General features: G+C 45.0%; 19 protein-coding genes. 8 read left to right on the top strand and 11 right to left on the bottom strand.

Annotation, left to right across the window (positions count from 1 at the left end; all coding sequences use genetic code 11):
• Positions 1–5 precede the first annotated feature (5 nt).
• The 4 genes from GVO60_RS08900 to GVO60_RS08915 are packed head-to-tail and all read right to left on the bottom strand — an operon-like array spanning position 6 to position 4,690.
• A complete protein-coding gene (locus GVO60_RS08900; protein WP_159653037.1) occupies positions 6–791 on the bottom strand; it encodes an enoyl-CoA hydratase in 786 nt (261 codons plus the stop codon).
• Positions 792–802: 11 nt separating this feature from the next.
• Positions 803–1,957 (bottom strand): acyl-CoA dehydrogenase family protein, encoded by a 1,155-nt coding sequence (locus GVO60_RS08905; protein WP_159653039.1) that lies wholly within the window; start codon positions 1,955–1,957, stop codon positions 803–805.
• 11 nt (positions 1,958–1,968) lie between these two features.
• Positions 1,969–3,462, bottom strand: coding sequence for a CoA-acylating methylmalonate-semialdehyde dehydrogenase (locus tag GVO60_RS08910; protein ID WP_159653041.1), 1,494 nt, complete (start codon positions 3,460–3,462; stop codon positions 1,969–1,971).
• Positions 3,463–3,478: 16 nt separating this feature from the next.
• Positions 3,479–4,690: a thiolase family protein gene (locus tag GVO60_RS08915; protein WP_159653042.1), complete on the bottom strand. Its 1,212-nt coding sequence runs from the start codon at positions 4,688–4,690 to the stop codon at positions 3,479–3,481.
• A gap of 133 nt (positions 4,691–4,823) precedes the next feature.
• Between GVO60_RS08915 and GVO60_RS08920 the strand changes: the two genes are divergently transcribed.
• From GVO60_RS08920 to GVO60_RS08950, 7 genes are all read left to right on the top strand, one after another.
• Positions 4,824–5,207: a MerR family transcriptional regulator gene (locus tag GVO60_RS08920; RefSeq protein WP_159653044.1), complete on the top strand. Its 384-nt coding sequence runs from the start codon at positions 4,824–4,826 to the stop codon at positions 5,205–5,207.
• 66 nt (positions 5,208–5,273) lie between these two features.
• A complete protein-coding gene (locus GVO60_RS08925) occupies positions 5,274–6,443 on the top strand; it encodes an isovaleryl-CoA dehydrogenase (protein WP_159653046.1) in 1,170 nt (389 codons plus the stop codon).
• A 9-nt stretch (positions 6,444–6,452) separates the two neighbouring features.
• Positions 6,453–8,072, top strand: coding sequence for a carboxyl transferase domain-containing protein (locus GVO60_RS08930; protein WP_159653048.1), 1,620 nt, complete (start codon positions 6,453–6,455; stop codon positions 8,070–8,072).
• A 12-nt stretch (positions 8,073–8,084) separates the two neighbouring features.
• Positions 8,085–8,900, top strand: a complete 816-nt coding sequence (locus GVO60_RS08935) for an enoyl-CoA hydratase-related protein (RefSeq protein WP_159653050.1) — start codon at positions 8,085–8,087, stop codon at positions 8,898–8,900.
• Positions 8,893–9,807, top strand: a complete 915-nt coding sequence (locus GVO60_RS08940) for a hydroxymethylglutaryl-CoA lyase (RefSeq protein ID WP_159653052.1) — start codon at positions 8,893–8,895, stop codon at positions 9,805–9,807. The genes GVO60_RS08935 and GVO60_RS08940 overlap by 8 nt, the downstream gene beginning before the upstream one ends.
• Before the next feature lie 169 nt (positions 9,808–9,976).
• Entirely contained in the window at positions 9,977–10,960 is a 984-nt protein-coding gene (locus GVO60_RS08945; protein WP_159653054.1) for a response regulator, read from the top strand.
• Positions 10,957–11,922 (top strand): sensor domain-containing diguanylate cyclase, encoded by a 966-nt coding sequence (locus tag GVO60_RS08950; RefSeq protein WP_159653056.1) that lies wholly within the window; start codon positions 10,957–10,959, stop codon positions 11,920–11,922. Before GVO60_RS08945 ends, GVO60_RS08950 begins: the two co-directional genes overlap by 4 nt.
• 69 nt (positions 11,923–11,991) lie before the next feature.
• Here GVO60_RS08950 and GVO60_RS08955 read toward each other — a convergent pair whose 3' ends face one another.
• A complete protein-coding gene (locus GVO60_RS08955) occupies positions 11,992–12,900 on the bottom strand; it encodes an EamA family transporter (protein WP_159653058.1) in 909 nt (302 codons plus the stop codon).
• A gap of 96 nt (positions 12,901–12,996) precedes the next feature.
• On the opposite strand from GVO60_RS08955, the gene GVO60_RS08960 reads away from it, so the two are divergent.
• A complete protein-coding gene (locus tag GVO60_RS08960) occupies positions 12,997–14,385 on the top strand; it encodes an aminotransferase-like domain-containing protein (protein WP_159653060.1) in 1,389 nt (462 codons plus the stop codon).
• Between the two features lie 37 nt (positions 14,386–14,422).
• On the opposite strand, the gene GVO60_RS08965 is transcribed toward GVO60_RS08960, so the two are convergent.
• The 6 genes from GVO60_RS08965 to GVO60_RS08990 form a co-directional block, all read right to left on the bottom strand.
• Positions 14,423–15,631 (bottom strand): acetyl-CoA C-acetyltransferase, encoded by a 1,209-nt coding sequence (locus GVO60_RS08965; RefSeq protein ID WP_159653062.1) that lies wholly within the window; start codon positions 15,629–15,631, stop codon positions 14,423–14,425.
• A 1-nt stretch (position 15,632) separates the two neighbouring features.
• Positions 15,633–16,367, bottom strand: coding sequence for a beta-ketoacyl-ACP reductase (locus tag GVO60_RS08970; RefSeq protein WP_159653064.1), 735 nt, complete (start codon positions 16,365–16,367; stop codon positions 15,633–15,635).
• 67 nt (positions 16,368–16,434) lie between these two features.
• On the bottom strand, positions 16,435–18,018 hold the full coding sequence (locus tag GVO60_RS08975) for an acyl CoA:acetate/3-ketoacid CoA transferase (protein ID WP_159653066.1): 1,584 nt from the start codon (positions 18,016–18,018) through the stop codon (positions 16,435–16,437).
• 109 nt (positions 18,019–18,127) lie between these two features.
• The gene (locus GVO60_RS08980) at positions 18,128–19,060 is read right to left on the bottom strand and encodes a LysR family transcriptional regulator (RefSeq protein ID WP_159653068.1); all 933 of its coding nucleotides are present in this window, start codon (positions 19,058–19,060) and stop codon (positions 18,128–18,130) included.
• Positions 19,060–19,689: a response regulator gene (locus GVO60_RS08985; protein ID WP_159653070.1), complete on the bottom strand. Its 630-nt coding sequence runs from the start codon at positions 19,687–19,689 to the stop codon at positions 19,060–19,062. Before GVO60_RS08985 ends, GVO60_RS08980 begins: the two co-directional genes overlap by 1 nt.
• The gene (locus tag GVO60_RS08990) at positions 19,686–21,071 is read right to left on the bottom strand and encodes a cache domain-containing protein (RefSeq protein ID WP_159653310.1); all 1,386 of its coding nucleotides are present in this window, start codon (positions 21,069–21,071) and stop codon (positions 19,686–19,688) included. Before GVO60_RS08990 ends, GVO60_RS08985 begins: the two co-directional genes overlap by 4 nt.
• Positions 21,072–21,151: the final 80 nt, after the last annotated feature.

Here is a 21,151-nt window from a genome sequence, read left to right on the forward strand (position 1 = left end):
GCCTCCTAACTGTTTTTCCATTGTGGCGGACGCTTTTCCAAAAATGCGGTGACGCCCTCTTGCTGATCTTGCGTATCGAACAATTGAATGAATAGCTCTCGCTCTTTAACTAAACCGTGGGCAATTGGATGTGTACGCATATTCTGAATCAAAGATTTGCAGGCAGTGACTGAAGTGGGAGATTGATTCGCGACTTGCTCTGCTAACTCAATGCTGCGGGTTATAGAAGCACCTTTGTCAACAACCTCTTCTATTAACCGGATTTGCATAGCTTGCGCTGCAGAGACTTGCTCTCCACATAAAATAATTCGTTTAGCCCAACCTTCACCGACTAATGCGGTTAAGTTTTGAGTCCCGCCCGCACAAGGCAATAGACCTACTTTAGCTTCAGGTAAGGCCATAACAACTTGGTTTTCTGCAATCCGAATATCGCAAGCTAATGCGACCTCGAGCCCTCCTCCCATCGCATAACCATTTATAGCTGCGATAGACACACCACGAAAATCAGAAAGCGCTTCAAACGCGTCACCAAAACAACGTGACATATCAACAGCTACGGCCTTATCTCCAGATGCAAATAGATTAAGATCAGCACCCGCTGAGAAGAACTTCTCCCCCTGCCCCGTGATCACCAAGGCATAAACATCACGATTATCATTGAGAGTGCCAATCAATTCTTTCAGCTCTTGTAAGCTTTGTTTCGTCCATGTATTCGCTGGTGGGTTATTCATAGTAATAACTGCAACATGGTTTTTGATGTAGTGCTCAATGGCACCTTGTTGAGATGACATAGTGAAATCCTCTAGAGAATTTGCGAACCTTCCGCTAACAAGCGACGAGCAATGATTAAACGCATAATTTCATTGGTGCCTTCAAGAATCTGATGAACTCGAACGTCTCTGAAATAGCGCTCCATCGGATACTCTTTGATGTAACCATAACCACCATAGAGCTGAAGTGCTTGATCACAGATTTTGAAGCCTATATCGGTCGCAAAACGTTTTGCCATCGCGCAATAGGCCGTTGCTTCAGGATCGTTACGATCGAGTTTACTCGCCGCCAATCGAACCAGTTGTCGTGCTGCGACAAGTTCGGTTGCCATATCGGCGAGTCGAAACTGCAACCCTTGAAATTGAGACAAGTTTTGGCCAAATTGTTTACGTTCTTGGATGTATTGTGTCGCTTGATTCAGTGCTTGCTGCGCGGTTCCGACTGAGCAGGTCGCAATATTAATACGACCTCCATCAAGCCCTTTCATTGCGAAGGTAAACCCCTCACCTTCATGTCCCAATAGGTTCTCGACTGGAATGGAAACATTTTCAAAAATAATCGAACGCGTTGGCTGACTATTCCAACCCATTTTAGGCTCTTTACGGCCATAACTGATTCCTTGAATATCAGTAGGTACAACGAAAGCAGAAATACCTTTAGCGCCGTTATCACTTGTTCTTGCCATGACAACGAGGACATCCGTTTCTCCCGCACCTGAGATAAACGCTTTAGAACCGTTGATAATATAGTGATCACCGTTTTTGACTGCCGTTGTCGTCAGCGAAGCGGCATCTGAACCCGCATTAGGCTCTGTAAGGCAGTATGATCCCAGCCATTCACCAGTAACCAACTTATCGCAATAAGCCTGCTTAACGGATTCGGTCGCAAAAGAGGCCACCATCCATGTCACCATATTATGAATCGTCATATAGGCGGTCGTAGAGGTGCAACCCATAGAAAGTTGCTCAAATATAATGGATGAATCCAAGCGACTTAGCCCCAATCCACCATGATCTTCTGGCGCATATAAACTCATAAAACCAAGCTCGCCCGCCTCCCTCAACACATCTTTGGGAAAGATCTGCTCCTCGTCCCAAGTCGCTGCCATCGGCGCTAGCTTCTCTAAGGAAAATTGCTCAGCAGTCTCAGCAAACGCGCGCTGATCTTCATTCAACTCAAAATCCATATTCCACTCCTTTACTTGAGCTGTATGGTCAAATTTGGTCCGGTCGGAATATCATCGTCAAACCAACGCGAGGTAACGGTTTTGGTTTCTGTATAAAAACGTACTGCCTGTTTTCCATACGCGTGAAGATCGCCATAAAAGCTACCTCTCCAACCGGTAAACGAAAAGAACGGTAAAGGCACTGGAATAGGCACATTGATTCCCACTTGCCCGACTTGAATTTCATGTTGGTATTTTCGCGCTGCCGCACCGTTTGCAGTAAAGATCGAAGTGCCGTTTCCGTAAGGATTATTATTGATAAGCGCAATTGCTTCATCCAATGAATCCACCTCTAAACAGATAAGCACAGGTCCGAAAATTTCTTGTTGGTAAATGGACATATCGGTCGTTACACCGCTAAACAATGTCGGGCCAACCCAATTCCCACTTGGGAGCCCCTCAACTTGGCAATCCGAACCATCGAGCTCACACACCGCACCTTGTGCTTTCCCTTCATTGATAAGATTCAATACACGTTCTTTTGCCGCTTGACTGATCAAAGGGCCATAGGCAGCGTTGTCGTCATTCCATGCGCCCGGTTTCATGTTGGCTATTGCAGTTTTAAGTTCACCTATCCACTGCTTTGAATCACCGACAAACACCGCGACCGATATCGCCATGCACCTTTGACCCGCAGCCCCGACCGATGACCCAACGAGATTATTGATAACTTGGTCTTTGTTCGCATCAGGCATCACGACCATATGGTTTTTTGCGCCTGCAAAGGCTTGAACTCGCTTATTATGACGCGTCCCCGTGTGATAAATGTACTCAGCCACAGGAACAGAGCCTACAAAAGATACGGTTCGAACGTCTTTATGTTCCAAAAGAAAATCCACTTGAGCTTTACCGCCATGAATGATCTGGAGCACACCTTTTGGCGCTCCTGCTTGTTCAAATAACTGAGCTAAACGCATTGCGGTAAGGGGGACCTGCTCAGAGGGTTTCAATATGAAAGTGTTACCTGCGGCTATTGCAAGGGGGAACATCCACAAGGGAATCATGGCCGGAAAGTTAAAAGGCGTAATGCCGCAACAGACACCTAACGGTTGGATCATGGAGTAGCTATCAATGTTGGTCGCGACATTTTCGACCGTTTCTCCCATCATGTTGCTCGCAATGTTCGCAGCTTGTTCAACCACTTCTATGCCGCGCCACACGTCGCCTTTCGCATCAACAATGATCTTTCCGGTCTCTTTAGAGAGAAGCTCTGCCAGCTCGTCATGATGTTCTTTAAGTAAGTGTTGGTACTTCAACATCACACGAGCACGATCCGATACTGCGACTTCTTTCCAGCTTTGAAAAACCTCTGACGCATTTTCTATCGCTTTCTGCATCTCATACTCTGTAGCACAGGGGACTTTAGCGATTACCTCATTGGTCGCGGGATTGGTGACATCAATCCATTGTTTGGTTTGAGACTGACAAAACTCACCTGCAACAAATAAAGGGACAGACTCCGTCATAATGATTTCCTTCTCTCTATAGCGGGATTTCAATTCCAATTGCCGTTGCCTCACCACCGCCAATACACAGTGAAGCAATACCTCGCATTACCTTTTTTTGGTTTGAGTCGCCATTGACTCCAAGTTTTTGTAGCTGACGTAAGCTGTGGATCAAAGTCACTAAAATTCTTGCTCCACTGGCACCAATAGGATGCCCTAATGCACAAGCACCGCCCTTAATGTTGACCTTGCTTGCATCTAACCCAAGCTGCGTCACCGCTATCTGCGTAACGACAGCAAAAGCTTCGTTTATTTCCCACAAATCCACTTCACTTACTGACCAGTCGAGTTGAGAGAGGAGCTGCTCAATTGCAAATACAGGCGCAAGTGTAAACTCTTCAGGAGCGCGAGCATGAGTCGTATGCCCTTTGATCACAGCCAAAGGTTTTAACTCTTGTTGAATAGCGATATGAGGGTGAACTAGCACCAGAGCCGCAGCACCATCAGATATAGCGCTTGAATTCGCAGCTGTGACCGTACCATCGCTTGAAAATGCGGGTTTTAACTTAGGGATCTTTGCAGGATCAACACTCGATGGTTGTTCGTCATAATCCATCAATGCTCCGGAGTTTAGAACCAATGGAGAGAGCTCATCTGCAAACATCCTCTCCTTTTGAGCACTCAGAGCTTTGTCGATCGAACCGACTGCCCACTCATCCATCTCTTCCCGAGTAAACTTGAGTTTATCTGCGATACGTTGTCCATATACGCCCATCAAGTCACCACCATAAGCATCTTGTAAGCCATCTAAAAACATATGGTCATAAGTTGTCTTATGGCCCATTCGCATACCACTTCTTGACTCTTTCAGTAGATATGGCGCATTCGTCATGCTTTCCATACCACCAGCGACTGCGCATTGAATTGAACCAGAGCGAATCGCGTCATTCGCCAACATGACCGACTTCATTCCTGAACCGCAGACCTTATTGATTGTGGTACACGGAGTGAAGTGGCTTAGATTTGCACCGAGTGCAGCCTGTCGAGCTGGCGCTTGCCCACAACCAGCCGGTAGCACACAGCCCATGTAGACTTCGTCGATCAATTGCTGATCGATTTCAGACTGCTCAAGTGCAGCTTGAATAGCCATAGCGCCAAGTTGGGGAGAAGAATAAGGAGACAGAAGCCCTTGAAAGCGACCAATTGGTGTTCTTTTCGCTGCAACAATCCAGATATCGTTATCTTGCATTGTGTCCCCCATAAAATGGAATTTCTTGACGTTTACGTAAGCATAGCACTAACATTTACGTAAACGTAAAGAAACAAATTAATTACATTGCATTTATTCAAGGCCCTAGTAAGCAGTTGGAGAATTGAAACCGGTGGACACTTTTAAAATCAGTGATCTCGCAAAAGAATTTGATATCACGACCAGAAGTATTCGTTTCTATGAGGATGTTGGCCTTATTCAGCCAGAGCGCAAAGGAACAATGCGTCTTTATCACCGTAGAGATAAGATCCGCCTAAAACTCATTTTAAGGGGAAAGCGGTTAGGCTTTTCACTTGCTGAAATCAAAGAACTATTCGCGCTCTATGATACTCAGCAGGGAGAAACCCAACTGGTGCAAATGCTGAAGATCATCGATGATAAAGAAGCCGTATTGAAACGTCAGCTTGAAGACATCACCATTGTCTTAGATGACTTAACTGCTGCTCGTCAACGATGTGAAGACGCACTCAATCGAATTGAGATGAGTGAACAGTAAACGACACGTCTGCCGGCCTGAGTACTTCCTTTCGCGATGCAATACGGATACGACTCGGGAGGCGCTATGTTATCGCCATACAATCCGCTCAATTTCGGTTTAGATGAAACCATCAACATGTTACGTGATCATGTCAGTGCTTTTGCTCATGAACACATTGCTCCCATTGCCCAAGAAATCGACCAAAACAACCAATTTCCCAACCATTTATGGCCACTATTAGGAGAGATGGGCTTACTTGGTATCACCGTCAGTGAGCAATATTGTGGGGCTGGAATGGGTTACCTCGCACATGTGGTTGCAATGGAAGAAATAAGTAGAGCTTCAGCGTCTGTTGGGCTTAGCTATGGTGCGCATTCTAACCTTTGTGTTAACCAAATTTTTCGTAACGGCACCGAAGAACAAAAACAAAAATACCTCCCTAAATTAATTGATGGTTCCTATATTGGTGCTCTGGCAATGAGTGAACCTAACGCGGGTTCTGATGTAGTAAGTATGCAGCTTAAAGCCCAATTAAACGGAGACCATTACTTACTCAATGGTTCAAAAATGTGGATCACGAATGGCCCAGATGCTGATGTCATTGTGGTTTATGCCAAAACCGATAGCGCCAAAACATCACACGGTATTAGTGCCTTTTTAGTTGAAAAAACATCACCTGGTTTTAGTCATGCTCAGAAACTCGACAAGCTTGGAATGAGAGGATCAAACACATGTGAGTTGGTGTTTGAAAACTGCCAAGTCCCTTGCGAGAACCTTATCGGTGAAGTCAACAAAGGCGTGAAAGTACTGATGAGTGGGTTGGATTATGAACGTGTTGTACTTGCTGGTGGCCCTTTAGGAATTATGCAAGCGTGCTTAGATTTAGTCCTTCCCTATATTCACGATAGAAAACAGTTCGGGCAATCCATAGGGGAATTTCAATTAGTACAAGCCAAAGTCGCAGACATGTACACACGAGCTAATGCAGCAAGGTGCTATGTTTATACCGTGGCGGCTGCGTGTGATCGTGGAGAAGCAACCCGAAAAGATGCCGCAGGGGTAATTTTGTACAGCGCTGAACTTGCAACACAGATGGCGCTTGATGCTATTCAGCTGCTAGGAGGAAATGGTTACATCAACGAATTCCCGGCGGGCCGGTTACTCAGAGATGCCAAGTTATATGAGATTGGTGCTGGTACTTCTGAAATTCGCCGAATGTTGATAGGCCGTGAGCTGTTTAATGAATCGCTATAGGAGTGAGTCATGGCAATAATTAAAAGCAAAATCAAAACCGATTCGCCCCTTTACATCAAAAACCAAAAGGTCATGAGTGAGTTGGTCGAGAATCTTCACTCCAATATTGCGGCGATTAAATCGGGTGGTGGCAAAAAAGCGATAGAAAGACAAAAAGCCAAAGGAAAGCTTCCTGTTCGAGAGCGCGTTCAAACTCTGCTTGATCCTGATAGTCCATTTCTAGAAATTGCTCAGTTTGCGGCATGGCAAGTCTATGACGAAGTCATTCCGTGCGCAGGTGTGGTTGCAGGCATAGGAAAAGTAAACGGAATTGACTGTATGGTGATCGCTAACGACCCTGCGGTCAAAGGGGGCACCTATTACCCTCTGACGGTCAAGAAACACCTTAGAGCCCAAGATATTGCCCAGCGCTGCCATTTACCCTGTATCTATCTTGTCGACTCAGGCGGTGCCAACCTCCCTCATCAAGCTGAAGTCTTCGCGGATAAAGATCATTTTGGCCGAATTTTCTTCAATCAAGCGCGCATGTCAGCGCAAGGAATTCCACAAGTCGCCATCGTATTGGGTTTGTGTACTGCAGGTGGTGCTTACATTCCAGCAATGGCGGACGTCTCTATTATCGTCAAACAACAAGGTACTATTTTCCTAGCGGGTCCACCGCTTGTAAAGGCGGCAACAGGTGAAGTGGTTACCGATGAAGAGTTGGGTGGCGCAGATGTTCATTGCCGTAAATCAGGTGTCGCTGACTATTACGCCGAAAATGAACAACATGCATTGATACTCGCACGGCAGTCAATTGCAAATACACGAACCGATTTTGAATACGCAAAACACACAAGTGAACCAGAAGCGAACATATTGCCCCCTCGCTACGATGCCTCTGAACTTTATGGTGTGGTTAATGCTGATCTCAGACTTTCATTTGATGTTCGTGAGGTTATTGCGAGGCTAGTAGACGACTCAGAATTTGATGAGTTTAAAGCCCTGTTTGGGCCCACTTTGGTTTGTGGGTTTGCACGAGTCGAAGGCCAACTCATCGGAATTGTCGCTAACAATGGCATTTTGTTCTCTGAATCTGCCCAGAAAGGCGCTCACTTCATCGAGTTATGTGCGAAAAGGAAAATACCGCTATTGTTCTTGCAAAACATCACCGGATTTATGGTCGGCAAGAAAGTCGAAGAAGGCGGTATCGCGAAACATGGGGCTAAACTCGTAATGGCTGTGGCGTGTGCGGACGTTCCTAAATTTACCGTGATAATAGGTGGTTCTTATGGTGCAGGTAACTATGGCATGTGTGGCCGGGCCTATGATCCTACGCTAATGTGGATTTGGCCAAATGCTCGGATTTCTGTCATGGGGGGTGAACAGGCTGCTGGCGTGTTAAGTCAAGTGAAGCGTGATGTCATTAAAAGAGAAGGTAAAGCATGGCCTGAAGAAGAGGAAAGCGCCTTTAAAAGAACTATCATTGATAAATATGAAGCCGAAGGACATCCATTTTATGCCAGTGCGAGGCTGTGGGACGATGGCATCATTGACCCCAAAGAGACACGAACTATTTTAAGCCAAGCACTCAAGGCCGCAAAAAATGCGCCAATCAAAGAAAGTCAGTTCGGTATATTTAGAATGTAAGGGAACAGAACCATGAAAGTCATTTTGAGCAATGAATTACTATACGACATTGACCCGAGAGGCGTGGCTACCGTAACCCTTAATCGAGTTGAAAAGCATAATGCATTTGGTAGTCACTTGATTCATGAACTCTCTATAGCGCTTGATTACCTAGCTAATCACTCCAAAGTTCGCTGCGTGGTGTTACGGGGTAACGGAAAACACTTCTCATCCGGTGCCGATCTTAATTGGATGAAAGCGATGGCTGCTCAACATCACGATGCCAATATTAATGATGCTGAATTGCTAGCTAAACTGCTCAATTTACTAGATCACTTCCCTCACCCAACTCTTTGTTACGTCCACGGTAGCGCCTATGGTGGCGCTCTTGGTCTAATCTGCTGTTGCGATATTGCGATTGCCGATGACAGTGCCCAATTTTGCTTGAGTGAAGTTAAACTCGGGCTAGTCCCAGCCACTATTGGCCCATACGTCTGTAGAGCCATGGGCGCACGCCAAGCAAGGCGTTACATGTTGACCGCAGAATTAATCGACGCCCCTACAGCATTAGATCTACAACTTATCCATAAATTAACGCCTGCCGAAAAAGCTGAAGAAGCCATAGAAGCGGTGATAGAAAAACTGCTACACAATAGCCCTGCTGCTCTCAATCATTGCAAAGAACTCATCCATCACTGCAACAACAAAATCATCGACCGAGAAGTCATCAACTATACATCAGAGATGATCGCCAATGTTCGAGTCTCTCGTCAGGGGCAAGAAGGATTAAGTGCGTTTCTCGAAAAGCGAACACCTGACTGGGACAACGGTGGAAACCTTGATGACTAAAGCTTTGTTTCCAAGTTCGGTCAACATTGTTGAGGTTGGGCCAAGAGACGGTTTGCAAAATGAAGCGCTGGTTACGACTCAAGCGAAAATCGATTTGATCAATCAGTTATCTTTAAGCGGATTAACGCATATTGAAGCTGGCTCTTTTGTTTCGCCCAAGTGGGTACCGCAAATGGCAGACTCACAGCAAGTCTTGACACAAATCACTCGTCACGTTGATGTGTGTTACTCAGCCCTAACGCCCAACGTCCAAGGGTTAGAGTTAGCTCTACAATCTAATGTGGATCAAGTCGCCATTTTCACTTCTGTCTCCGAGTCCTTCTGCCAACACAATATTAACTGCTCAATCGAAGAGAGCTTAGAGCGATTCTCCCCCGTCATTAAACTCGCCAAGCAAAAAGGACGCCCTATTCGCGGTTACCTATCTTGCGTATTAGATTGCCCATATGAGGGGGAGACTTCTCCGCTGCGAGTCAAAGAAGTAACAAAAAGACTCCTCGACCTCGGTTGTTATCAAGTCTCTCTAGGAGATACGGTTGGGACCGGAACGCCGCTACGAGTGGAATCCATGCTCAAACAAGTCCTTTCCATTGCACAACCTGAACAGATAGCAGTACATTTCCATAATACATGGGGACAAGCACTTGCAAACGTCTACCAAGCGCTTCGTATGGGTATCCATACAGTTGACTCAAGTGTGGCTGGTTTAGGAGGCTGCCCCTATGCAGATGGCGCATCAGGCAATGTTGCAACTGAAGAAATTTTGTACTTGTGTCAAGGTTTAGGCATCGAGACAGGAGTAGATTTGGAGCGAGTTGCCAAAGCGGGTTGGCAGATCTGCAAGCACTTAAAGAAGCCTGCTAAATCTAATGTTTCAGTGGCTTTACAAGCTCGTCTAAAACTTTAACAGTGAGATTTTCGTCTCAATCTACTGAATGGTAGTGACAAAAAGTTGACGTCGCGTGAAACAAAAGTGTTAACTTGGTCTTACTATTTGGTATTAATATCACATTACTGTTGCCTATAAGTAAGCAAAGTATAAGAATTGCGTCCTGTTTGAGTTATTGATAATTTTCATGAATATACTAGTTTGCGATGATTCTAAAATCGCTCGTAAAGCCATCATTAGCAAAATAGGACTTTCACCCGACATCTACATCGCACAAGCAGAAAATGGACAGATAGCGCTCGACCTATTAAAGCAATCCAATTTCGATATCCTTTTTCTAGACCTTACCATGCCAGTGATGGATGGTTTTGAAGTGCTTGCCGCTTTACCTGTCAGTCGATACCCAACAAACGTTATTGTTGTCTCAGGGGATATTCAAACTGCTGCGAAAGAGCGTTGCTTGAGATTAGGCGCAAGAGACTTTATCGAAAAGCCATTTAATACCTCTGATCTCGCCAAGCTATTCGCTCGATTCAAAATACCACTTCAAGCATTCAATGTACCGACGATACCTTGTGCCACTCAGTCAGTTGATGTATTGGCAAGCATTCGAGAAATGAGCAATATTGCGCTAGGAACCAGTGCCTCGTTAATTGCTGAACAAGTTGGCCAGTTCATTGAAATGCCTCTGCCTAATGTATCTACCCTGCATCAATCTGAGCTTAAAATGACGGTGCAGGATATTATTAATAATTCTGAGTATCGTGCCGTGTCGCAACGCTTTGTTGGTAACGGTATCAATGGCGAAGCACTCGTTTGTCTTCACGGTAGTGGTTTATCCAATATTACCTTAGACACCTTTTCTGAAGAAAATACGACCACTAAGGAGATGATTTTAGATATCTCCAATTTGCTCGTGTCTTCTTTTCTAGTCTCGTTTAGTAAGCAGCTCGATATCTCTATCTCACTGCGTCAGCCTATCGTACTGGAAAAAGAGCTACTTCAAGTTTCGCTTAATAGTGATCAATTTCTCACGGCTTATGATCAAGAAATTTTCACGATTGAATTCATCTATAAAGCGGAAAATCTCGACATTACCTGTGACGTCATCTTCTTAATGGACAAAGAGTCTATTCAAGCCATTGAACAAATTTTGCAGAGTGTTTTATGAAAACAACCGATATCAGCGACTTTCACTGGGCAATGCAGATCATTGGCGATCTTGATGCTGGCCTAATTGTGTTAGATAGAGAGTATAAGGTCTGTGCTTGGAACTCTTTCATGCAATCATACAGTGGTATCAGTGCCGAGCGCATTTTGGGTAAGTACCTGTTTGATGTTGTTCCTGGTTTACCTGAATCGTGGATCAGAAAAAAAGTAGATGCATCGTTTAAACTTAATAGCCGAGGATTCTCTTGTTGGGAAGATAGGCCTTACCTATTTAAGTTTAAAAACTTCAGCCCCATCGCTGACGGGCTCAATGAAATGCGTCAAAACATTACGTTTTCTCCCCTCACCTCCGTTAATGGTGCTGTTTCTCACGTTAGCCTAATCATCAATGACGTTACAGACATAGCCAAAAATAAAATCCACCTAATGAATTCCAATCAGAAGCTCTCTGATTTAAGCCGCACGGACGGGTTAACTAAGCTGTTTAACCGTCGTTACTGGGAAAGCTGTTTACTGGAAGAGTTCGAAAGCTGTAAGGTTTCAGGTAGTGTCTCTTCTTTGGTTATCTTTGACATAGACCACTTCAAAAAAGTAAACGATACCTATGGTCATACTGTTGGCGATGACGTCATTCGCCATGCTGCCGATGAACTACGAAAAGCAACCCGAGGCGGTGACATATGTGGCCGATACGGCGGTGAAGAGTTCACGGTTATTTTACCTGGAACATGCGCTGACCAAGCTCTTTACTTTACTGAAAGGCTACGCAAGCGCATCGAACAATCACAGGTAGAATGCGAAGGGCACACAGTGAGCTATAAAATCAGTTTGGGTATTTGTGAACTCACGGAGCAACAAACGAGCCATTTAACTTGGTTAGAACATGCAGATAAGGCACTTTACTTCTCAAAGGAGTCAGGACGAAATCGTTCAACCGTCTTTGATTTAGCATTCATCAAATAAACTGCTTTTATTCACCAAAATAGAGAAAGCGCTGAACAGTCAGCGCTTTTTTTGTTTGAGTTATGACGGCTAATTGCTCGTCACTTTTACCGAATTACATTGGTAGTCGTTAGCATTACTCTTGTTACGCGGCGGCTTAACAATAAGCCCAATTCCCACTAAGAATAACGCACATGCAATCACTTGAAGTACCGACAGCATTTCACCATACATAAAATAACCACTAATGAGTGCGAACACTGGGACTAGCAACGTCAAAGGCGCTGTCGTACTTAAAGGATAACGAATCAACAGGCGATTCCAAACCCAGTAACCAAATAGCGTTGTCGGATAAGCTTGAAACAAGACAGCGATTGTTGTGCTCGTGTTCCATGCTTCAATCGCGTGTTCAACGATTTCGGTTCCATGTAGTGCAACTGAGAAAGCCACTAAAGGCACTGGCGCAAATGCCATTCCCCATACGTTGAAGGCAAAAGCTTGCTTAGTTTTAGACGACTTAACGATCACCCCCATGACCACCCAGCTCACCGCTGCAGTCATAATCAGCAATAACCCTTTACCCGTGATATTGCCGTTGGTTGCTGTAACGAGTACAAGCAAAGCCACCAAAGCAATCAATGCCCCCATTAGTTTGCGTGTGGTCGATTTTTCCTTGTGAATAAAAATACCCACCGCCATACCAATCAACGCATTTGAGGATAACAAGACCGAAGATACACCAGACGATAATCCCGCAGTGATTGACCAAGAAGCCATCCCCCAAATGCCAACACCAAATATCAATCCATAGCTAATCAAGTAGCGCCATTGGACATTCGGCTTCGCGATAAAGAATATGGCTGGAATCACCGCCAATGAAAAGCGAGCAGCGGTGGCCAATAAAGGATGTACGTCCGTAATACCCATTTTTATCATTGAAAAATTGAAGCCCCAAATAGCCATAACAGTGATAGCCAATATCAAATCATTCCTACTCATTATTTCTCCTCCCTTTGTTTAACAGGAGTATCACTTGAGATTAAAAATGGATACAGATACAATTTTTCACACAAAAACCAGTACAGTTGAAATAATATGAGTATTTATAAGGATATAGCTGCGCAGTTTATTGATGAAATTTTAACTGGGAAGTTAAGTGATGGCTGCCGTATGCCTTCACTTAGGCAACTGGCTAAACAGCGGACCGTTAGTATGTCGACGGCGGTCAGTTGTTATCAAGAACTCGAATCTCAAGGGTGGATTTGCTCCCGACCTCAAGCGGGTTACTTTGTATCGGCTCCAAAGCCCGAACGAGCTAAACCAGAAATGACTCAGTTTGTGAGTAGAATATCGACCGTAAATCGTAACTACGCGCTCCACTCCTCCATTAATGGTCCACTCGGTATATCGAGTACCGACAACGATCCAGTCGCCATTACAGAACTGGAAAGAAGCTTTCGACGTGCAATTAAACGAATTGGAAATCGCCTAAACCGCTATCCAGACACACAAGGAGAACCCCTACTGAGAGATGCCTTGAGTCGTCATTTTTCTAAATTATCTCTAAATTTCTCTGCTGATGAGCTCATCATCACAGGTGGCTGTATGCCAGCGATTAAATCAGCCATCGAAGCAACCACTCAACCTGGGGATGCAATAGCGATAAGCTCTCCATGCTTTAGTGGAATCATTGAGTTGTTGGGCCAAATGTCACGCAAGATCATTGAGATCCCGTCTATTGAAGATGGCGTTGATTTAAGCCAGTTAGAAAATCACTTAAAAAAAGGCCAAGTAAAAGCTGGGATATTCTGTACCTCTCATATGAATCCACAAGGCATAACTATGACCGCGCAGCAAAAACAGCACCTGGCGGAGTTAGCCAATTTCTATCAAACACCAATGATTGAAGATGACGTTTATCTTGAGCTATCTTACAGTGAACATACCCCGCTGCCCGCCAAATACTATGATCAAGGCGGCTATGTACTTTGGTGCGGATCCATCTCGAAAACACTCTCACCAGGCTATCGGCTAGGTTGGTGTTTACCCGGCCGTTATATAGCGAAATATCAACAACAATCTACCGCTGCGAGTTATGGTGTTTCTGTTCCGATACAGATTGCTGTCGCTGACTTTATAGAGTCTGGACAATACGCGAAACAACTACGTCGTCGCCGTAACAAGTTGGCCACTTTAAAACATGACTATTTAAAATATCTGGTTCAACATCTACCATCGTACGTCAAGGTCAGCGATCCACTTGGAGGGATGGTACTTTGGTTACAAATACCTGGCCTCGATAGTAATCTATTGAGCGAGCATTTAGACAAAGAAAGCGTCGATATTCGCCTCGGTCATTTGTTCAGCACACTCGATTTATACAATGACTGTTTGCGAATCAATATTGGTTATGACATTGACGATGAGGTTAAGTCCGAGCTCAGTAGGCTAATCAGCGCAATTGAACTGAGCAAGACGAAGTAAAAAGAGCCGCCTGAAACGGCTCTTTTTAAATCCTACATTAAACTCGTCTTACTATAATCGCCGTACCCATACCACCACCAATGCAGAGTGAAGCGAGTCCTAGTTCAGTTTGAGAGCGGCGCATTTCATAAATCAAAGATGTGATAACTCTTCCACCTGACGCTCCAATAGGATGACCCAAAGCAATCGCTCCACCATTCACATTGGTTCGCTCATCAAACCATTCATATGGCACCTGATGTTGTTGCGATAAGCCTTTCATTACACCAATGGCTTGAGCAGCAAATGCCTCATTGAGCTCCAAACGGCCAATATCTGACAGGTTAAGTTGTGCGCGCTTTAATGCTTGCTTAATTGCAGGGATTGGCCCAAGTCCCATAACGTTTGGCTCAACACCGCCTTGCCCGGTAGAGACAACCTCAACAAGTGGTGTTAAGCCATGATCTTCGAGTGCTTGTTCACTCGCTAGAACAAGTGCAACGGCACCATCGTTAATCCCAGAAGCATTTCCTGCGGTGACGCTCCCTTGTTTATCAAAAGCAGGCTTTAAAGCTTTCAACGATTCCAATGTCGCGTTAAACCTTGGATGTTCATCGGTATTCACTTCAACGTTGCCACGTCTACTCTTGACAATGACAGGCTCAATTTCTTCCTCAAACAGACCTGATTCAATCGCTTGCTGTGCACGTTTTTGACTGCGAGTGGAAAACTCATCTTGTGCTTGGCGGTCAATATCATATTGCTTGGCAATGTTTTCGGCTGTCACACCCATATGAAAATCTTCAAAGGCATCGGTTAGACCATCTTTAAGCACAGAGTCCACCAGCGACAGATCTCCCATCTTATGGCCTGAACGCGATTGACCATTCATGATAAACGGAGCATTACTCATGCTTTCCATACCCGCAGAAACGACAATATCAGCGTCGCCTGCTTTGATAGCATTGATCCCATTGAGCACTGTTTTCATGCCACTGCCACAAATCATGTTCAACGTGTAAGCTGGGACGTGAGCTGGTATTCCTGCATGAATCGCAGCTTGTCGCCCTACGCCTTGACCAAGGCCCGCGCTCAGCACATTACCAACAACAACTTCATCTACCCATTCCGGTTTTACGTTAGCTTGTTTTAAAGCAGACTTAATCACAGTAGTACCGAGCTCTACTGCAGACACTGAACTTAACCCACCGAGAAAAGACCCGATTGCCGTGCGTTTAGCCGCCACAATGTAAACTTTATGACTCATATTACAGTACCAACCCGCCATCAATTTTCAGCACTTGGCCTGTAATAAAACTAGACTTGTCGCTGGCTAAGAACTCAACACCATTGGTAATATCTTCTGGTGTGCCCATTCTTGCTAATGGCGTTTTGGCTTTCATCATCTCCAGCACTTTTTCTGGCAAGCTCTCTGTCATTGGAGTCGCGACAAAGCCAGGGGCTACGCAGTTGGCTCTTACTTGTGCGCCTTTACGAGCAAATTCTTTGGCCCAGCTTTTGGTCATGGCGATCACGCCGCCTTTGCTTGCCGCATAGTTAGTTTGGCCGATATTGCCGTCAGTTCCGACCACAGAAGACATGGTGACAATAGAACCTGAATTGTTTTCAATCATTATCGGAGCAACAGCTTGAGTCAGGTTAAACACGCCTTTCAAGTTAACGTTAATAACCGCATCCCACTCATCTTCTGTCATTTTATCTATCAATGCGTCTCGGGTGATTCCAGCATTATTGACGAGCACATCGACTTTTCCATTGTCACGCTTCACATGTTCGATAAAAGAGGCAATGGCGTCTCGGTCACAGATGTTCATCGTGATAGGTTTAACGTTCTCGACACTCTCGTATGCACTGTTTAACGCGTTGCTATTCATATCTATCGCATAAACTAATTCTACACCACTGCTAGCGAATCGCTCGACGATAGCTTTCCCTATTCCTTGAGCTGCACCTGTCACAATGCAGATTTTTCTCTCAAACATTTTCTTTGTCCTTTTGTGTAACGCTATTGGCTTAGCTGATTGTGTTTTTACTTATTTGAATGGACGTCTAACTTGCGTCTCTTTTTATATTAGGTCGAAATTGAGCTTGGTATATGGCGCTTTCCATCACCTTCAATGAATCACTGATTACAGGTTCAAACATCATTTGCGCTAAGATGTCTTTTTCTAAATCAATGCCCGGGGCTATCTCTATTAGCTCCAAACCATCGCTCGTTAATCGAAATACCGCACGCTCGGTTATGTAGAGTACGGATTTATTGTTTTGTATCGCTTGTTGAGCGCTAAAGGTGATTTGCTCAACCTCGTCTAAGAATTTGCGCTGTTTCCCTTCTTGAACAATCTGTATTGCATTGTGTTCAATACAAATCTTTAATCCCTGTGCGGTGAATGTGCCGCAGAAAACAACTTGCTTTGCGTTTTGAGTGATATTGATGAAACCACCACACCCTGCAATTTTGGTCCCAAAGCGAGAGACGTTAATATTGCCGCTTCGATCACATTGCGCTAACCCAAGAAACGCTTGGTCGACGCCACCACCGTCATAGAAATCGAACATCTGATCTTGGCCTATAATCGCCTGCGGAAGCTTTGATGCACCGAAGTCCAAGCCGCTCTGTGGTGTACCGCCTACTGCACCCGGCTCAACTGTGAGAGTGAATTCATCGAGAATCTCAGCGCGCCTTGCGACCTCAGCAATATACTCTGGTGCACCAATACCCAAATTTAGGATAGAGCCCGGAACCAACTCCATCGCAGCTCGACGAGCAATGACGACTTTGGCATCGAGCGCCTGTTCATTTTCACCTAGCCCAGAAATAGTGACACCGTCACCTTTAGACGAGCTAATTCCGACAAACTCTGGATTCATCACGGTTGCAAAAGTCTGCATATGTTCGCTTTCTTGGTCGCAAACTACGACCGCATCGACAAAAATGCCAGGAATCTTAACTGCGTGTGGATCGAGCTTTCCGGCTTTAACGACACTCTTAACTTGCACTATCACTTTGCCGCCATTGTTTTTAGCCGCCTGTGCCGCAGCAAGACTTTCCACAATTAAGCATTCGTCTTCCATTGTGATGTTGCCTTTTTCGTCAGCCGTAGTACCCCTTAAAATCGCCGTCGTAATTGGTAATTTATGATAAAAAAGATGCTCCTCCCCCATCAACTCAATCACTTCTACCCACTCTTTTTGAGTGATAGTGTTGATCTTTCCACCTTCAATTCTAGGATCGACGAAAGTCCCTAACCCAACTTTACTGACAGTGCCGAGCTTACCTGCGGCGGTATCTCGCAATAGATGTGAAATGATCCCTTGAGGTAAGTTGTACGCTTCAATCAAGTTATCAACGGCAAGCTGCTGTAACTTAGGGACCAAACCCCAATGCCCACCGATAGCACGTTTAACTAACCCTTGCTTAGCCAAATGATTGATTGCTCTGCCTTGACCATCTCCTTGGCCAGCTGCAAACAATAATGTTAGGTCTTTAGGCGTGTGCGTTCGTGTAAAACGCTCGCCTATGGCTCTTTCAATCGCTTCGGGTACAACACTGCCGATGAACCCTCCTAGCAATACGGCTTCACCATCTTCAATCCAATCAGCTGCTTGCTCTGGCGTAAGCTTTTTGACCACGTAGCACCTTCCCTTGTCACTGCGTTATTCTTTCAATAACAAACAGCTTAGCTGCCACAAACCGGTTTGTTAATTGCACATATAGAGATTGTTAATTTCATAAATGGAATTATTCATTGAGTGTTTGAACACGTTCAATCAGGTACTGTTTAAATCCATTACATCGTTCAGGCATTGGGGTTCTTGGCCTAAAGAACATATCTATGTCAAAGCTGGCACATTGGTAATCTTGGAGGATGTGCTGGAGTTCCCCGTTTCCTAGCTGTTCGAAAACCAGCGAATGAGGAAGATAAGCAACCCCTGCGTGTTCAAGGGTAAGGTCGAGCAACATTTCACTGTTATCACACTCTAATGTATCTCGGATAGTTACGATTTCGAGTTCGCCATTCAGCTCAAAACACCAACGATTGCCTCCCAACAGAGTACGAGCGTACAAGCAACGATGTAAGTTGAGCTGATTGGGGTTTGCTGGCGTACCATGCTCTCTGAGGTATTGAGGAGAAGCACACAGATAGAGAGGCTCTGTTAGTAGCTGCCGCCGTACCAGTAACATGTCTTGCTCTGGTTCCCCTTCGTAACTTGCACTGGCACGAAATGCGAAATCAATGTTTAGCGGATCAAACTCTCCCGCCTCTATAAAGATACGGAAGTTAACATTAGGATGCATTTGCATGTATTCAGCGACAATTTTAGTCAAATACTGGCGAGCAAAAAGTGGCGTTGACGATAACCGAATTTCACCCTGTTGCTCTTCGGCTAGGCTCTGTACTTCTTCACATAGACTGTTGATATCAGGAAGCAGAGGTGAAAACCGGTCGAAGAGTAACTGCCCAGCTTGGGTTGCCACAAGCTGTCTCGTACTTCTCTTAACTAGCTCGACCGACATTGCCTCTTCTAGTTCTTTTACCCAACGACTGCCAGCGGCAGGGGAAATGCCTTGCTGAATCGACGCCTCACGAAAAGAGCCGCATTGAATCACTGCGCAAAAGAAAACAATTTTATCCAGTATGGGTTGGCGACTGGAAAGCAAACGTCCACTCATTAAGTCACTAATCCTTTTTGCAGTGCTAATTTAACTAAAGCTGCGGTTGACGTAGCGCCGAGCTTTTTCTTAATTCGTAATCTGTGTGTTTCAACAGTTCTGACACTGATGTGGAGTGAATCGGCGATTTCCTTGTTGCAGGCGCCATTCGCGATTGCCTTGAGCACGTCAGATTCGCGCTTTGAGAGCGTATCGTCTTTGGTTTCTGGCTTCTCATTAATCTGTTCAAGTAAACGGTCAGAAGCTTGAGGACATAAGTAGGAGCGCCCTTGCGCTACCTGATTAATTGCCATCACCAACTCTTCCGAACCGACATCTTTAAGAACGTAGCCTTTTGCACCGGCTTTCACTGAGCGCATGACATAGTCACGACTGTCATGCATTGAAAGCATAATGACTGCGGTTTCTGAACGACTTTGGGCGAGCTTTTCCAGTACTTCTATACCATTAAGGCTAGGCATATTGATATCAAGTAGTAGTACGTCAGGTTTTAATTTCAGTGTGCTATCTAGCGCATCTATGCCTGTACCGACACATGCGAGAATATTCAGGTTATCTTCCATTTCAAGGCGTGATTTAAGCCCATCCTGCATCAGCCTATGATCATCAGCCAGAACCAAATTAATCATACAAACTCCATGTTTAAACTCACGCGCACTTCTGTGCCCTCTCCTTGTTCACTACTCACCGCGAATGTGCCCCCTATCGCTTGAATCCGTTCTTTCATATTCTGCAATCCCATATGTTCAAAGAGTGGTTGCTTACGCTTGTTCGATTTGAGCGATTTTGCTGGCATACCGATACCATCGTCACTGATGGTTAGTATTAGAGTCCGTCCCTCTCGCTGCATGATGACGTCGACACCTTGCGCATTCGCATGTTTTTCCACGTTGTGTAGTGACTCCTGCACCACACGGTAAAGCGTGGTTTCAACCTCTGGTAGAAACTCTTCCCCCTCAATGTCATGTTCGAAAACCAACTCTAGCTGTGTACGCTCACGAAGTTGGTTGATGTAAGCTTCAATACCAGCGACCAAACCTAAGTCATCCAACTGCGGCGGTCTCAGATCTTTAGAAATACGCCTTAGTTCGACAATCGCTTGTTCCATCGCATCCTTACTTGCGTCAAGTTCCAGTGCTTTCTTTGTATCGTCTTTTTCTTTGTCTACGTTGTCTAACCGATACTTTGCCGCTACCAAGAGTTGATTCACGCCATCATGCAACTCTCTTGAAACTCGTTGTCGCTCGTTTTCTTGCGAATCAATAATCTGTTGATTCAATATACTCAATTGCTGGTTAGCCAACCGCCTTACGTTCAAGTTTAGTGACGCCCCCAGAGCCGCAATCACGGTAACAGCGACGAACATCACACCAAACAGTGCGGTACTTGTTTTGCCTATGTTTTGGTCAAAGCCGTTTTGCATGTGAGCAACTTGGGTTTCAATATCGTCCAGATAGACCCCTGTTCCGACCATCCATTGCCATTTATCTAAAGAGACGGCATAACTGAGTTTTGGCAGGGGTTCTTTTTTTGAGGGTTTATGCCAAAGATAGTCAACGAATCCACCTCCCTCTCGGCCCACTTTAATCAGTTCCTGAAGTAACTTTTTGCCTTGAACATCTTCAACTTCCCACCAGTTCTTTCCTATCCGCTCTTTTTGATATGGCAACACAAGCGCATCACCTTCCCAAGTATAAGCAAAGAAGTATCCGTCACTGCCATACGTGAGCTGGCTCAATTTTTCGATAACAATTTGCTTCGCAAGCTCTGGGGTTAAGGACTCATCAAGGTAGTAAGGCTCTATACTTTTCACTGCCATTTCTACGTACTGCTTTAGTTCTTGCTTTTTAACTGACAGCACGTTGCCTCGAGTTAAAGCGACTTGCTCTTCAACTAACTGTTTTGCTTGACTAAATAGAATACTAGCGACAATCGCCACCACGACAATTAAGGGGACAATTGAAAGCAGTATAATGTTAATCGATAGTCTTCTGTTGCTAACAAACCCCATATTCCCTTCCGGCTTTGTACGTAGTTTTACTGACATTTTGTATCGAAAATTGCGTTTTCTACGGACATAATTTGCGCAAT

Origin of the sequence: Vibrio atypicus (assembly GCF_009811315.1) — a bacterium.
Taxonomy (GTDB): Bacteria; Pseudomonadota; Gammaproteobacteria; order Enterobacterales; family Vibrionaceae; genus Vibrio; species Vibrio atypicus.